The 15,388-nt window shown below is 59.2% G+C and carries 12 protein-coding genes; 7 read left to right on the forward strand and 5 right to left on the reverse strand.

The features are described from left to right. Positions 1–156: 156 nt before the first annotated feature. The 7 genes from KF757_10320 to odhB all read left to right on the forward strand — a co-directional run bounded on the left by KF757_10320 (position 157) and on the right by odhB (position 11,956). Positions 157–387 carry a hypothetical protein gene (locus KF757_10320; protein MBX3323374.1) on the forward strand — a complete coding sequence of 77 codons (231 nt, stop codon included), beginning with the start codon at positions 157–159 and terminating at the stop codon, positions 385–387. Positions 388–506: 119 nt separating this feature from the next. After that, on the forward strand, positions 507–1,511 hold the full coding sequence (locus KF757_10325; protein MBX3323375.1) for a PstS family phosphate ABC transporter substrate-binding protein: 1,005 nt from the start codon (positions 507–509) through the stop codon (positions 1,509–1,511). A 22-nt stretch (positions 1,512–1,533) separates the two neighbouring features. Further along, positions 1,534–4,374: an ABC transporter permease subunit gene (locus KF757_10330; GenBank protein MBX3323376.1), complete on the forward strand. Its 2,841-nt coding sequence runs from the start codon at positions 1,534–1,536 to the stop codon at positions 4,372–4,374. Further along, positions 4,371–6,614 carry an ABC transporter permease subunit gene (locus KF757_10335; GenBank protein MBX3323377.1) on the forward strand — a complete coding sequence of 748 codons (2,244 nt, stop codon included), beginning with the start codon at positions 4,371–4,373 and terminating at the stop codon, positions 6,612–6,614. Before KF757_10330 ends, KF757_10335 begins: the two co-directional genes overlap by 4 nt. A gap of 50 nt (positions 6,615–6,664) precedes the next feature. After that, the gene (gene pstB, locus KF757_10340) at positions 6,665–7,516 is read left to right on the forward strand and encodes a phosphate ABC transporter ATP-binding protein (protein ID MBX3323378.1); all 852 of its coding nucleotides are present in this window, start codon (positions 6,665–6,667) and stop codon (positions 7,514–7,516) included. A gap of 181 nt (positions 7,517–7,697) precedes the next feature. After that, on the forward strand, positions 7,698–10,607 hold the full coding sequence (locus KF757_10345; GenBank protein ID MBX3323379.1) for a 2-oxoglutarate dehydrogenase E1 component: 2,910 nt from the start codon (positions 7,698–7,700) through the stop codon (positions 10,605–10,607). A 23-nt stretch (positions 10,608–10,630) separates the two neighbouring features. After that, on the forward strand, positions 10,631–11,956 hold the full coding sequence (gene odhB, locus KF757_10350; GenBank protein ID MBX3323380.1) for a 2-oxoglutarate dehydrogenase complex dihydrolipoyllysine-residue succinyltransferase: 1,326 nt from the start codon (positions 10,631–10,633) through the stop codon (positions 11,954–11,956). A gap of 7 nt (positions 11,957–11,963) precedes the next feature. Here the strand turns inward: odhB and KF757_10355 are convergent, their stop codons facing one another. Genes KF757_10355 through KF757_10375 form a run of 5 tightly spaced genes read right to left on the reverse strand, consistent with a single transcriptional unit; the run spans position 11,964 to position 15,318 of the window. After that, positions 11,964–12,455, reverse strand: a complete 492-nt coding sequence (locus KF757_10355) for a low molecular weight phosphotyrosine protein phosphatase (GenBank protein MBX3323381.1) — start codon at positions 12,453–12,455, stop codon at positions 11,964–11,966. Then, entirely contained in the window at positions 12,452–13,441 is a 990-nt protein-coding gene (locus tag KF757_10360; GenBank protein ID MBX3323382.1) for a hypothetical protein, read from the reverse strand. Before KF757_10360 ends, KF757_10355 begins: the two co-directional genes overlap by 4 nt. A gap of 12 nt (positions 13,442–13,453) precedes the next feature. Further along, positions 13,454–14,179, reverse strand: coding sequence for a hypothetical protein (locus tag KF757_10365; protein MBX3323383.1), 726 nt, complete (start codon positions 14,177–14,179; stop codon positions 13,454–13,456). Further along, positions 14,134–14,841, reverse strand: coding sequence for a hypothetical protein (locus tag KF757_10370; protein ID MBX3323384.1), 708 nt, complete (start codon positions 14,839–14,841; stop codon positions 14,134–14,136). The genes KF757_10365 and KF757_10370 overlap by 46 nt, the downstream gene beginning before the upstream one ends. 33 nt (positions 14,842–14,874) lie before the next feature. Continuing rightward, on the reverse strand, positions 14,875–15,318 hold the full coding sequence (locus tag KF757_10375; protein ID MBX3323385.1) for a DUF2752 domain-containing protein: 444 nt from the start codon (positions 15,316–15,318) through the stop codon (positions 14,875–14,877). Positions 15,319–15,388 lie beyond the last annotated feature (70 nt).

Genomic DNA, 15,388 nt, shown 5'->3' on the forward strand with positions numbered 1-15,388 from the left:
CCTCAGCATCCGCCTGTACAGATGCAACTGAACATCGGGATGCCATTTGATACGGACGGCAACGGGTTTCCGGATACTGTTCAGGCAGTGGCCTATATGTTCCCGAATTCGAATCTCTCAAAATTGCCGGTTCGGGTAGAAGGATCGTTCGAGTTCGTGATGTTCAAAACGAATGGCGAATTGATGGCGAACTGGGTGTTTCCTCCCGAGCAGGTCAAAGCAACCGGACGGCTGCTGCCTGCGGGCCCGGGGTATCCGATGTTTCTGAGGCTTGCGCCGGGGATGGATGTCATGGTGCCGACCAACATGGAAGTGCGGGCCGAGTTCACCAGCGAGGCGGGTCAGAAGATTCGTGGCATGGGGGGTACGGTGCGTTGGGGCGGGTAGGGGTCAATTGGAGTTTTAGCGCGATCTTTGCGCAAACTGTGCGACGCTGCGAATCTCCCTGGCAGACACTTCTTTCGTGACCTATTGGTCACTTGATGATCCTCAATCGGAGTACCACCATGAAGAAGGCCTTTTTGGGACTGACTGCTTTGATCGGTGTCGGCGTGATGGTTGCATCAGGGCCGGTGAAAATTGACCCGAAGTTGCAGCCGTACGTGACGGATCAGAAGGTGGCTGGGGACCTGCGAACAGCGGGATCGGACACGATGGGCAACCTGATGAGCCTGTACGCTCAGGCCTTCAACAAGGTGCATCCGGGTGTTCGGATTCAGGTCGAGTCGAAGGGTTCTTCGACCGGACCCGCAGCATTGCTCGAGAGCCAGGGGCAGTTTGCCGCGATGAGCCGTCCGATGAGCAGTAAGGAAATCGACCAGTTTGTCAAGAAGTTTGGGCATGCTCCGACCGAACTGCGCGTGGGGATCGATTGCCTTGCGGTGTATGTGAACAAGGACTGCCCGCTCGAAGAGATCTCGATTCCTCAGTTGCGGCGAGTTTTTTCGGTGGATGGCCCGGACATGAGGTGGAGTGACCTTGGCGTGACGCATCCGCAGTGGGCGGATCGCCCGATCAGTCTGCACAGCCGCAACGCAGCGTCGGGGACGTATGGATTCTTCAAGACGGTCGCACTGGGTGGGGCGGACTTCAAGAGCACCGTCAAGGAAGCCCCCGGTTCGGCTGGGGTGGTGGGCGCGGTGGCGACGGACCCCCTTGCTATGGGGTATTCAGGCATTGGTTATTCAACCCCGGACGTCAAGGCGTTGCGGGTGTCATTCGAGGACGGAGAGCCGGGTGCAGAGCCGACACAGGAGGCGGCAAATTACGGGGATTATCCGATCGCTCGCAATCTGTATGTGTATGTGAACTATGACCGGCAGGCGGGTCTCGATACGCTCCGGGCCGAGTTCATTCGGCTCATGTTCTCGCGTGAAGGGCAAGAGGCGGTAGTGAAGGACGGATACTTCCCCGTATCGGCTAAGATTGCGGCTGAGGATCTTGCCAAAGTCGGCTTGATGCTTCTCCCTGCGAAGAAGAAGGACGTCGTCGACGCAGACGGTGACTCCTGAACCCCAAACGCGAGCACCTGCCTTGTCGATTGATGACGCACGCCGGACACCTGCGGTAAGGCTCACCGGAAGGCGCGTGCGTCTGGGGGATCAGTGCGCCCGAAGCGTAATCACGTTCGGCGGCATCGTCGTGCTGGCGGCGATGTTCGGGATCCTGGTGTTCCTGACTCTGTCGGCCGCGCCGCTATTCGTGGGGGCGAAGGTCGTGGCGATAGGTCCGAGCGCAAGTTTGACACTGGGCGGAGAGCCAGCGTTCCTGAGGCTGATCAATGGAGCAGATCGCGCGCTCATCATTACGACTGAGGCTGAACTTGTCGAAGCGCGTCTGACAGATGGGCATGTCGCCCGGCGTATCGGGCTGATCGACGAAGGTTCTGCGACTTCGATTGCGTTTGAGCCGGGGCGCTGGCGGGCGACAATCGGGACTGATGACGGGCGTGTACACACCGTGGTGGTTGATGAGCAATGGTTTTCGCTGCCCGAGACGGCAGCAGCCCTGCTTCCATCTATGCAATCTGGAGACATTGTTCTCCTTGATGACGAAGCTGTTCGCCAGCGAATTTCGTCGGCTGCCCGTGTGAATCGAACGCTTTCTCCTTTCAGTTCAGTGGAGATGCTGCCGAGCGGCGCACGCACGCTTTGGGAGCCGACCGTAGAACGCGGGGCGGTGTTCACGATTCGCCACGGAGACGGTGCCATCGTGTGTATCGACAGCGGAGGCGTCGGCGAGCAAAGTCGATATATAGCGCTGGTCAGGGAGGATGGTTCTGCGCTCTTCGGCACAATTCGCTCGACTGTTCGGCTTGATGGTGGCGGGCGTGTGGAGCGACTTGTCGAGCATCCCATCGACCTGGGAGAGATCGATTCGCTGCCGCGCTGGTTCTTTGTATTCTCCGACGGCACGGGGGTGCTTGCGCTGTGGGAGAATGGAAAGTTCCTGCGGTTTGACGCGCGCGACTTGCGGTCGGGAGTGCGCCGAGTCGAGAAGGGACGGGTTGTTCCTGAGAACGAAACCGTGACTGCTGCTTCGATGGCACTCGGAGGATTGACGCTCATCGTGGGCGGATCGAGCGGGCAAGCGTCGGCGTGGCTGGTTTCGGAGAGGCCGGACTCGACTTCCGCAGACGGACGCATGCTTACGCAGCGATGGCGAGATTCGGTCGGAGACGGTGCGGTGCGGGCGATCTCGCCCGGTGATCGCGATCGATCAGTCGTGTTTGTCGGCGCGAGCGGGAGCGTGCTGATCAAGCATGTGACGAGTTTGAAACGGTTGGCGGAATTCACGATTGAGGGGCCTGCGCCGCGGATCGCGTCGACAACGCCTTCAACCAATCGCGTGCTGTGGCTCAAGGATGACGGGTCATTCGAATCGCGTGAGCTCGACCCCGGGTATCCGAGTGTGAGTGTGGCGTCGCTGTTCGGAAAAGTGCATTATGAAGGGTACAGCGATGCACAGTGGGTATATCAGTCGACTGGTGATGTGCAATCGGAGCCGAAGTACAGTCTGATTCCATTGATCTTCGGCACGCTCAAGGCGACGGTGTTTGCAATGTTTTTTGCGATTCCGCTGGGGGTGCTGTCAGCGATTTATGCCAGCGAGTTCATGAACCGCAAGGTGCATCGTGTAGTCAAGCCGGGAATTGAACTGATGGCGTCACTGCCTTCGGTTGTGATCGGATTTGTGGCGGCGATGGTGGTTGCGCCGTTCGTTCGCATGTGGCTGCCTTCGATTATGGTTGGCATGTTTGTGATTCCGACGATTGCGATCCTGGGAGGCATGATCTGGCAGACACTTCCGCCGCGTTGGAGCAGGCGGTTCGGATCGCGTACCAAGTTATCAATTGTGCTTGTCATTCTCGCGGTGGGGCTGGCGGCTTCGAGTCTGGTGGGGCCTGCGGTGCAGGACTGGTTGTTTTCGCCTTCGCGGGCTGAACGTTTGGTTGCAGCCGGTTCTTTTGAGACCATTCCTGAGGGTGATGCCCGCTGGTCAGAGCGGCGTGTGGCCTCGCTCACGGTGGGTGAGCGTGCGCAATTGAGGGAGCAGGGCGTGTTCTTTGTCGATGGGCGTGCTGTGAAGCCTGTGGAGTCTGACATCTCACTTCCGGTCGTGGAAGGGAGCATTGAGAAGTGGCTTGATGGCAATTTCGGGGGGGCTTGGCCGGGGTGGTTTGTGGTCATGATGATCCCGGCATGCATTGCGGTGATGGGCCTTCACACGGTGCTTGTGGCCAAGCGGTGGACGGGCGTGCTCGAGCGCAAGAGCAGGGCGGTTGCAGCGAGTCTGGAAGTAGCCAGGTTCGTGAGCAGCGTTGGAGCGATTGTCGCATGTGCGGGAGTGTTTGCGTGGGGATTGTCTGCAGCGGGGTTTGACCCACGAGAATCGATTTTCGGGCAGTTCACGCCTCGCAATACCCTGATCGTCGGCCTGGTCATGGGGTTCGCGATCATTCCGATCATCTTTACGATCAGCGAGGACGCGCTGGCGAGTGTGCCCAAGTCATTGAGATCTGCTTCACTTGGGTCAGGCGCGACGCCATGGCAGACGGCCATCCGAGTGGTGCTGCCGGTGGCGGGCTCTGGTATTTTTTCTGCATGCATGATCGGGCTTGGGAGAGCGGTTGGTGAGACGATGATCGTGCTGATGGCAACGGGAAATACGCCTGAAATGAGCTGGAACATGTTTTCCGGATTTCGCACCCTTGCAGCCAACATCGCTGTGGAACTGCCCGAGGCGCCTAAGGGCGGAACACACTATCGGGTGCTCTTTGTCTGCGGATTGATCCTGTTTCTGATGACGCTGGTCATCAATACGACGGCGGAGTTTGTTCGGCAGCACTTCCGCAAGAAGAGCGCAGCACTATGAGCCAGACTCCGACCCAGCCCATCTTGAGACACAAACGACAAACGTCGTTTGCTGCGCGCGGCGAGCCAAAGGTGTGGCTCATGGGGCTTTCGATTGTGCTGTGCGTGTCGATGATCGTGCTGATGATCGTGTTGATCGTGGCGCGCGGGAGCACGACATTCTGGCCTCGGCCGATTCATGAGGTGACGCTTGCGGACGGGACGGTTTTTCTGGGTGTCCCGATGGGCGAGAACGCGTACCAGCCGATGGATGCCGAGCGGGCCGAAATAGAAGCTGCACGCGAGGCCGGAGTGGTGCAGATCGAAGGTGCGTGGGATGAGGATGGACAGCCTATTCGGCGTCGGTACATGGTTGGGAATCGTGATCTCGGGCAACAGAGTTTTCGCTGGGTGCCCTTGTGGCGTGTGCGTGAGGTGTCAGTGCCGCTTGATGCCGTTCTTGTCGAGCGTCGCGAATGGGGTGTGTTTCTTGGTCGGATTGAATCGATCACACGCGATGAAACGGTTGCGATTGACGATGGCAGGATGGAAAGCCGACGGGCTGTACTCGCCGAAGGGACTCAAGCGGTTACAGAGCAGTTGAACCAGATGATGCGCGATGTCAGACGGAGGCAGGGTGACATTGCGAGGCTCAACGAGCGTGTCGTCCCTGGTCTTCAGTCGAAGATTCGCAATCTTGAGTGGTCGAAGCGAGCAGCCGCGATCGAGCACGATCGCACACTCATGCCGCAGAAGTGGCATGTGGGAATCGGGCTCTGGTCAGTGGGGCTGGCGGGCTTGTTTGCGAGCATGATTGGATTGGTCGTGCATGCGCGGCGCACTGGTGCAGGTGAGCGTGGAGTCGGGGTTAAGTCGCTGCGGCTGGCAGTGTGGCTGGTGGTTTTGGGGCTGGCTGGTTTCTGCTGGCTTGAGAGGCCGGGCTCGCAGCCTTCGATGTCGGCCAGCGAACTGGCTCGCGTCGAAACCAGTGTTGCGAGTGAGATCGAATCGCTTCGCGCAGAGCAGCGTGTCGCGATGTCGGAACTCGAGGTGCTCAGGAGCGAGGATTCGCGGTTTCGGATCGTGTTGCGGGAGCCGACGCGTGGGCGCATCAGTGCGATTTCGCAGAGTGAGCCGAATGAACCGATGCTGCTTTCGCAAGTTGTCCGCATCGTACAAGCCAACGAGTTGAGCACCGTTCAGAAGTGGGGCGTCTATTTCTCGCGATGGTGGGAGTTCCTGTCGGATAGCCCGCGCGATGGGACCGCAGCTGGCGGTGTGTTTCCAGTCATTGTCGGGACCGTTACGCTGACCATGCTGCTGACGATCTGTGTGGTGCCGCTTGGAGTCATCGCGGCTTTGTATCTGCGTGAGTATTCGAGGCAGGGAGTTCTGACGAGTGTGATCCGCATTGCTGTCAACAACCTTGCGGGTGTGCCGAGCATTGTGTATGGCATGTTCGGGCTTGGATTCTTCTGTTATTCGCTGGGCGTGTTCGTTGACGGCGGGCCGAGGCACGCGATGCCAGTTGTCTCATGGTGGATGATTGGTGTGGTGCTGCTGATCGCGATGACGCTTGCTGCGACACTTGGGGTCATGGGCAAGCGGATCCCGGGGAGCGAGCCGACGCGAGGGATGCGCATAGCGAGTGTGGTGTCGATTACTTGTTGGTGCGGGGCTATCGGCGTCGCGTTCTGGATGATCTCGACAACGCCATACTTCAACGGCTTTTTTGAGGAAAAGTTGCCCGAGACACCGACTTTCGGCGGTCGCGGAATTCTGTGGGCTTCGCTGACACTTGCGCTCTTGACGCTGCCCGTCGTGATCGTTGCGACGGAGGAAGCGATCGCGGCAGTTCCGGGTTCAATGCGTGAGGGAAGCTATGGCTGCGGCGCGAGCAAATGGCAGACCATGCGACACATCGTGTTGCCATCGGCGATGCCGGGAATTCTCACGGGGGCGATCCTGGCCATGGCGCGAGGGGCTGGCGAAGTTGCGCCGCTGATGCTTGTCGGGGCAGTGAATCTCGCGCCGGCACTGCCGGTAAGCGGGGAGGCTCCTTTCCTGCATGGCGACCGGACGTTCATGCATCTGGGGTTTCATATTTATACTCTAGGGTTCCAGAGTCCTGATTCGGAAGCTGCGGAGCCTCTGGTCTGGACAACAACCTTGCTGCTGCTTTCGATTGTGCTTTTGCTGAATCTGGTCGCTATTGTGATTCGCGCCCGGTTGCGTGCGCGCATGCGGACTTCTCATGTGTAGGATGAACCGTGATTGTGGATGAACCAGTTCTGACGAATCGAAGTGATCCGATGCCCAGGCCGCGAGGTGCGGGCGAGAGCGCGCTCGTGCGTGCGGTCCGTGAAGGCACCGGATTCACTCCGAAATTGCACGAAGGCATTTCGGAACTTGATGCTGTGGTCGATGTACGGGAATTCAGCCTGTGGTATGGTTCTGCCAAGGCGCTGCATTCGGTCTCGATGGCGATTCCGCGCAAGGGAGTCACGGCCATGATCGGCCCATCGGGCTGTGGCAAGTCCACACTTCTGCGTTCGATCAACCGTCTCAACGATCTGATCGACGGGGTGCGGGTCGAGGGGCAGATGCTGCTCAATCAGAGTCCGGTCTATGCGCCCAATGTTGATGTCATCGAGTTACGCAAGCGTCTGGGCATGGTGTTTCAGAAGCCGAACCCGTTTCCAATGTCAATCTTCGAGAACGTGGTGTATCCGCTGCGCATTGACGGGGAGAATCGGCGCAGCCTCCTGCAGGAGGCCTGCGAGAGTGCGTTGCGTTCGGCCGCACTCTGGGGCGAAGTGAAGGATCGCCTTAAGAGTTCAGCGCTGGGTCTTTCGGGCGGTCAACAGCAGAGGCTTTGCATTGCGCGGGCAATCGTGGCCGACCCGGAGGTGCTGCTGCTCGATGAGCCCTGTTCAGCGTTGGATCCGCTCTCGACGCTGAGGATTGAAGAGTTGATCCACAGCATCGCGCAGCGGTACACGGTCATCATCGTGACGCACAATATGCAGCAGGCCGCCCGGGTGAGCCAGTACACGGCTTTCATGTACCTGGGGCGGCTGGTCGAGTTTGGCCATACCGACGCCATTTTTCAGAACCCTCACCTGGAGGAGACCGAGCAGTATGTGTCGGGGCGGTTTGGGTGAGGGAATCGGCCTCGTTCAAGATTGACCCTTTCAAAGGGGTCGAATTCGATTATCTGGCATTCAACTGGCCGATAGTCCCTCCTAGTATCACTCTGTCGCTGCCGGGCGATGGAACGCCCTTGTCGGCTCCACTGCGGGAGTGGGTCGATCGGAAGGGGAATCCCGGCAGGCGAGGCACGCGATGACCGCCGGATCCAAGCCTGTACTTTCGTCTGTCAATGGCTGGAACGCAGACTACCTCGAACAGCAGTTCGAGGCGTTTCGCACGAATCCAGACTCCGTCACGCCGGATCTCCGGCTGTTCTTTCAGGGTTTTCAACTTGCGATGGCAGAGGAGCTTCGGTTCGCCGGATCGACTGGTGCCAACGGAGTGCCCGTTACACGTTCTGATTCTGTTTGGACAAGTCGACTCGATTCGACCCAACATGGGGGCGAGGCGTCAAACTTCCAATCCGCAGTCGATGACCTCATCAATGCCTATCGGACGCTGGGGCACATCGCGGCCCAACTCGATCCATTCGGCAATCCGCGAGAGCGACCCGAGCCTCTGAATTTGTCCCATCACGGGCTTACTGATGCTGACCTTGATCGCGTTGTGAATGCGGCAGTGCTCGGGCTCGAACATGAAACGACGCTCAGAGCCCTCATTGACAGGCTCGAACGAGTGTACTGCGGCCCGATCGGGGTCGAGTTCATGCATATTGCCGACACGGAGCAACGCGAGTGGCTGCTCAATCGCTTCGAATCGGCCAGCGGGAGCATACCGCTCGATCGCAATCAGCGGGCGCAAATTCTCGAGTTGCTGACGCGGTCGGAATCATTCGAGCGCTTCCTGGGCAAGCGATACCCGGGCGACAAGCGTTTCAGTCTCGAGGGTTCAGAGTCGTTGATTCCGCTGATCGAGTGGTCGCTGATGGCGGCGACCGAGTTTGACGCCGAAGAGATCGTGCTCGGGATGGCCCATCGCGGGCGGCTCAATGTTCTCAACAACATTCTTGGCAAGACCCATCAGCAGATTTTTACCGAGTTTGAGGAATCGTGGGAAGAGGATTTTGCTGACGGCGGTGGCGACGTCAAGTACCATCGTGGGTATTCGGGAACACGGCGTTTTGCCAACGGGCGCATGCTGCATCTCGCCATGGCGAGCAATCCGAGCCACCTCGAGTCAGTTGATGCCGTGGTGGAGGGTCGCTGCCGTGCCAAGCAGAGGCTTCGGGGCGACTTCGAGCGCAGGCGTGTGATTCCGCTGTTGATCCATGGCGACGCGGCGATCATCGGGCAGGGAATGGTTTTTGAAGTGATGAACCTTTCGCAACTTGAAGGGTACACGACCGGCGGCACTGTGCACATCGTCGTCAACAATCACATCGGGTTTACGACGACTCCTGAGGACGCTCGCTCATCGCGGTATTGCACAGATATCGCCAAGGCCATCGACGCGCCCATCTTCCACGTTAATGGGGAGGACCCCGACGCGTGTGTGGCGACGGCCCAGTTTGCGATGGAGTACCGTCAGAAGTTCAGGCGCGATGTGTTCATCGACATGTGGTGTTATCGCCGATACGGCCACAACGAACAGGACGAGCAATCGTTCACGCAGCCTCTGCTGGCGCGGGACATTCGCAACAAGGCAAGCGTACTTTCGCTTTATTCGTCGAAGCTGCTCGAGTCGGGTGACATCTCGGAAGCCGATGTGGCCGCGATCGGTCACCGCTTGGCCGAGGCGCTCGAGCAGGCTCAGCAGGCCGCCCGTGAGACGCCGAACGATCCCACGATCGACCCCGGTAGCGCCCGCTGGACAGGATTGGTCAACGCCTATTCGTTTGAGCCGACCGAAACACGCGTGAGCCGCGAGTTGCTGGCCGAGGTCTGCGATGCGCTTGGACGTGCTCCAGAAGGGTTTAATCTCAACAAGAAGCTTGAACCGATCATGGGAGCGCGGCGTTCGCTACTCGAGACCGGGGACATCAGTTATGCCGATGCCGAGTCGCTTGCGTTCGGCACGTTGCTCGCGGAAGGAAATCCGATTCGCCTGTCGGGGCAGGATGTGCGCAGAGGGACGTTCAGCCATAGACACGCGGTCATTCGCGATGTGGAAACCGGCGAGCCGTACATTCCGCTCAACAATATTCGCAGTCAGTCGAATATGCAGCAGTTCGATCCGAAGGCACTGGGCGAAGGTGAGCAGGCACACTTCTGCATCTTTGACAGTCCCCTGAGCGAGCAGTCGGTGCTCGGGTTTGAGTACGGATACTCACTGGCGGATCCGAATCTGCTGGTGCTGTGGGAAGCGCAGTTTGGTGATTTTTCCAATGGCGCGCAGGTCATCATCGACCAGTACATTGCCTCGGCAGAAGCCAAGTGGGGGCGGTGGTCTGGTCTTGTGATGCTGTTGCCACACGGGTATGAGGGTGCGGGTCCGGAGCATTCGTCTTGTCGTATCGAGCGTTTCCTGGAGTTGTGCGGCAACGACAACCTGCAGGTGGTGTATCCGAGCACCGCTGCCCAGGCATTTCACGTTCTGCGCCGGCAACTGCGGCGTTCGTTCCGCAAGCCTCTGATTGTTGCAACACCCAAGAGCATGTTGCGCGTTCCGACGAGTCATATCAACGAACTGATGACGGGTACGTTCCTGGAAATGCTCGATGACCCGATGTTCGAAAGCGAAGGGCGCAACCGGAGCAGCGTGACACGCATCGTGCTGTGCAGCGGAAAACTGTATTGGGATCTTGACGAGCGACGTCGCCAGTTGAAACGCGACGATATCGCAATCATTCGCGTGGAACAGATCTACCCATTCCACAGCAGGATGCTTGGGGAGATTCTGTCGCGTTATCCGCAGAACGCCGAGTGCGTGTATGCACAGGAAGAGACACGCAACGCGGCGTCGTACTTGTTTGTTGCCGATCGCATGGCGACAGATCTGAACATGGAGCGCCCGCGCTACATCGGGAGGCCTGCAGTGGGCACCCCCGCAACGGGCTCGAAAAAGAAGCACAAGTACGAACACGAAAAGATCCTGTCCGGGGCGATTGGTCCAAAGCCTGAGTCCACTGAAGGATCGGGCACTAGAATTCTCGCATCAGCCTGAGCCACTAACGGAGCCTCAAGGAAATGGCCACCGAAATCGTCATGCCAGAGTCCGGAGAATCAGTCGCCAGCGGTGTTTTGACAACATGGCTGAAGAAATCGGGTGATTTTGTCCAGCGCGATGAACCGATCGCCGAAGTCGACACCGATAAGATCACTGTTGAGATCAGCTCACCCGCAGCGGGCGTTCTCACGCAAAGCGTGACCGAAGGCGATGAAGTCAAGATCGGAGCGGTGCTCGGCGTCGTCGATGATTCGGCCAAGGCACCCGCGAGCGGCGCAGCAAGCAAGACGGCCTCGGCAACCGGCAATGGTCGATCTGAATCTGCCGCCCCCTCAACCGCAACCGCCCCAAGCGCTCCGGCACCCGCGACGCCCGCAGCATCGGGCAAGGGGATGAGTGTTGCGAGCGCAGAGTCGGCGCGCGACTCGATCGAGGATGTTCGTGCAACGCCGGTGGCTCGCAAGCTCGCAGCCGAGCACAATGTTGATCTGGCAGGTATCAAGGGCACAGGGATCAACGATCGCATTCGCGAGAATGACGTGCTGGCGTTTGTGCAGCAGCGCGACAGGGGCGCAGCCTCGGCCACGCCGACCCCGGTCAGGCCCTCGTCCTCGCAGACATCGCGCGGGGTCACCCGCGAACGCATGACGCCGCTAAGGCAGAAGATTGCCAGCCGTCTCGTCGAGGCCCAGCATACGGCTGCGATGCTCACAACGTTCAACGAGTGCGACATGTCTGCTGTCATGGACTTGCGCAAGTCGCACAAGGAATCATTTGAGAAGAAGCACGGAATCGGGCTTGGGTTCATGTCGTTCTTTGTCAAGGCCGCTGTCAACGCGCTGCGAACCTTCCCGATGGTCAACTCGTACATCGTGGCCGATGACGAAGGTCGCCCCGCGATCGAAAAGCACGAGTATTGCGACATCGCAGTGGCTGTCTCAAGCCCGAAGGGTCTGGTTGTGCCGGTCATTCGCAATGCGGAGCAACTCACGTTCGCGGGCGTTGAGTTGGCCGTCAAGGATCTGGGCACGCGGGCGCGCGACGGCAAACTCGGCATCGAAGAAATGCAAGGCGGGACATTCACCATCACCAATGGCGGTATCTTCGGCAGCCTGATGTCGACGCCGATCCTGAACCCGCCGCAGTCCGCGATTCTCGGCATGCACGCGATCAAGAATCGCGCAATCGAGCACCCTGCGGGTTCGGGTCATGCCACAATTCGTCCGATGATGTACCTCGCGCTGAGTTACGACCATCGCATCATCGACGGCTCCGAGGCCGTGCGATTCCTCGTTTCGATCAAAGAAGCGATCGAAGACCCGGCGAAACTTCTACTTGACCTTTGATGGGCTGCTAGATTCGCTCTCCGCACAGCGAGTCGAGCAGACCTTCGCACGCACGAGTCAACATCGCGAACACATCGTCGAACCCTCGATCAGAGCCATAGTACGGGTCGGGCACTTCGAGTTCATGCTGTGGCCGATCCTTGAGCGTTGGGTCAAACGAGCGCATGAGCGAAACTTGATTGCGTGCTGCGCCGCGTTCGATGAGACCGCGTACATTCGCACGATCCATCGCCAGAATGAGATCGAAACGTATCGCGTCGGTTGAGGGCTCGAACTGGCGTGCGATGCTCGGGAGTTCGACCCCGTTGCGAAGGGCAACCGCAAGGGCGCGGGGGTCCGGGCGCTGGCCCGCATGCCATGATCCGAGGCCGCACGAATCCACCACGAAGCGATTCAGCACTCCGCGCTCTCGTGCCTGATGCAGAAATATGCCTTCCGCCAGAGGTGAACGGCAGATGTTGCCTAGACACACGAACAGAAGGCTGTGGGAGTCGCTCACGCGGTTGCCCCCAGGATTGCAGCATGAGATTGCGTGGTTGAATCTTTGAGCAACTCAGCAAGTGGTGACAGTTCCTCCGACACAGATAGTGGACGCGACGGCACGGGTTGAATTGCAGCCGCGGGAGAGATCGCAATGGGCAGTTGAGCCTGTTCAGCCGCGTACAACAACACCCGCAGCGCGCCGCGGGGCACATACGGAAACAAGAGGTCGCGTCCGCGCGCCGAATCCATAAATGCAGCGTCGCACGCGGGCAAATATGCCGCAAGCGGACCGTCGATCACGAACATGCCAGTCCCTAAGCCGGACCGTCGGCGGAAGACGCGCGCTTCGGCCAGTCTCCAGGCTTGTGCAGGCACAATCGCACTAGCTTCGATTCCGATGACACGTAGCAGCCCAATCATGAAGATGAACCGCTGCGCGTCGAGCGCGTTCCAGGGTGACGCAATCGGAAAGATCAGCCGCTCATGCTCCCCGACACCGAGCCGAGCACGCAGTTCGGCGCGAGAACCGATTGTCGGTAGTACCACGGTCGGCGTACGCATCTCGACTCGAACACCGGGCACGCCTGCAGCAATCCAGGCCTGTGCGTCAGCCTCGTCGAACGTCACAACGCGTTGAAAGTCGCTGATCGCACGAACAACTCGTGCTGGGCATGAACCCGGACGCGGGCTTTCAAGCAGCCCGACTTCCGCCGGCACGTCGGCACCGATCCCCCCCCGCATCGCCCACATGGCGCAACTTCGCCCCCAAGCAAAAACTCGGCCGCTCTCGATCGTCGGCTGCGAAGCGTCACAAGTTGACAGCGCGTTGAAGAGCGAACTGGGAATGATGCCATCTGAACTGAGCAACCATCGCATGATGCGGTCGCATTGGCCAAGAAGAAACGGGCCGGTGGCACCCATGCCGCGCATGGCAAGTTCGGTCGCCTCTGGGTGGAGACCTGTTGTCACGCGGCCATGCGAACCATCAAAAAGGTGAATCATGCTGCGGCTTGGTTATCGTGTACGTCGCGCGCTGTGCGTCACTTCAACGTCGTAGAACATTTCGGCCAGCGCTGTGCCCACCTGCTTGGCGAGCGCTTCTTGCGCCGTGTAGAGTTGCGAGGTCGAAGTGGGAGCTTGCCCCGGTTTTTGCGGCAAAGTGACATAGAGCGGGAAAATGCTCGCCTCACCCTGTGGCCAGATGCGGTCGCCCGTCTTGCTGTCGATGATCTTGACCTGAAGTGTTGCATTTGGTGTGAAGCCGCCGACTTCGCCCGACATGGAAAACGACGTCAGCAACCCATAGATCACAACGTCGGCACCGACACTCTGCCCGATCTCTTCGATGCTGAGTTTTTCACCAAAGCGTTCCTTGGCGGTTCCTGCCAGTGCCCCCCGCCCGTCGATCATGTTCTTGACGACGCCTTTCTTGAGCATGGTTTCCTGGGCGGTGTCAGCAATGGTGCCACGAAGCCTGCGCGATGCGATCTTGCTCGATGGATCGTCGATGAAGATGACGTAGGTGAGCGTGTCATCGAGGGTCGTTACCTTTCGAACCTTGCCGGGACCGTGCACGGCATAGGCAACCGGGGCGACGATGTTGCAGCCGGTCGCAGTCAGCACAGCGGCAGTTGCGGCCAAAACAGTGATCAGACGAATCATATTTCGCGGAGTCTTCACCGGTTGCCTCCAGATCAATACTTGATCTCGTTCGGTTCTTTGTGATCGAAGAAAAGCCACGCGACTCGGTTGGAGAACCGGCGAGAGAGTTCGGTGTTGACGACGTCAAAGCGAAGGTCAGTCGTCATGAATCCTCGTCCATCCGGAAACGTGACGGTAATGGCTTTCTCGTAGACAGCGTCGTCTGGCATCGGTCCGTCTGCCTCGAAGACAGACACCGTACCTGCAGCCACTCCATCCCAGATGTGCACATTTCCTGGCTCGTGCAGGCGATAGACGGCCAGATCAACGACGATCAGGCGATCGACACCAAGCATTTTCGCCACATCCTGCCGAGGCATGGCAACCCAGCGTGGATTTGCATACAAAACTCGCAGCATGCGGTCTACGTTCGGGGCAGCGATCGCGCCGTCGGGCAACTGTGCGTGTGCCTCCGCGATCATGTTGTTGATGCGCTGCATCATGGTTGCGGTCAAGCCGGCATACTCGGCCTCGATGACGCGATCGGCAACCACGACTGCTGCAAAACTCTTGTTCGAAAGCCCCTCATAATCGGTGTACACCATGTGGTCGCCGTGGCGTTTGGCGCTGGCTGCCATACCGCCGACGAGTGTCCCGACCATGCACCCAGGAACAGCCAGCAAAGTCAGCAGGCCGACCGCACACTTTGCCAGTGCACCAAGTCGGCGAGGTGAGATAGAAAAATGGGCGATGAACGTCACGTCATGCTCCTTGAGCGGCAGGTTTGCGGCCTCTCAGCCCTGCCACGTCAGAATCTTGTACAACCAGGCCAACGCAAACAAGAGTACTCCCGCTATGACGACTCTGGGGCGAAGCATGGCCATCCAGACGACACCAAGGCGGTTTCCAGCCACCGCGATATGGCACCCCCCCCAAAAAGCGACACTTGATCCCAATGCGAGCAGCATACCGAATGGTTGAACCGAGGCCGAAGCCCCCAGTTTTCCATCCGCCGCGTGGGCGAAAGAGGTTGTCATGCCGCAGGTTGCGCAGGGTTGATTCCATGTCACTGCCCAGGAGCAGGGGGCAAGCCCCAGTTGCGTGTGTGTGCCATGTCCGTCAGTGCTGGGATTGAGCCACGCCGCCACCACAAGGATGAGCAGCGTGACAGCCGCCACCACTGCCCCGGCAAATCGGCGGCGAAGCCGTCCGCCATTCGCGTCATCGGCCAAGACCATTGCGGATATGCTGCGCCCGGGGTGTCGCACCGGGAGAAGGATACGCGGGCCAAAGGCTTCGGATCCGCTC

It is taken from the genome of Phycisphaeraceae bacterium (assembly GCA_019636795.1).
GTDB lineage: Bacteria > Planctomycetota > Phycisphaerae > Phycisphaerales > UBA1924 > JAHBWW01.

Coding starts and splice junctions, on each gene's coding strand:
- KF757_10325 (MBX3323375.1), top strand. CDS start 507: ATGAAGAAGGCCTTTTTGGGACTGACTGCTTTGATCGGTGTCGGCGTG.
- KF757_10335 (MBX3323377.1), top strand. CDS start 4,371: ATGAGCCAGACTCCGACCCAGCCCATCTTGAGACACAAACGACAAACG.
- pstB (MBX3323378.1), top strand. CDS start 6,665: ATGCCCAGGCCGCGAGGTGCGGGCGAGAGCGCGCTCGTGCGTGCGGTC.
- KF757_10345 (MBX3323379.1), top strand. CDS start 7,698: ATGACCGCCGGATCCAAGCCTGTACTTTCGTCTGTCAATGGCTGGAAC.
- odhB (MBX3323380.1), top strand. CDS start 10,631: ATGGCCACCGAAATCGTCATGCCAGAGTCCGGAGAATCAGTCGCCAGC.
- KF757_10360 (MBX3323382.1), bottom strand. CDS start 13,441: ATGATTCACCTTTTTGATGGTTCGCATGGCCGCGTGACAACAGGTCTC.
- KF757_10375 (MBX3323385.1), bottom strand. CDS start 15,318: ATGGTCTTGGCCGATGACGCGAATGGCGGACGGCTTCGCCGCCGATTT.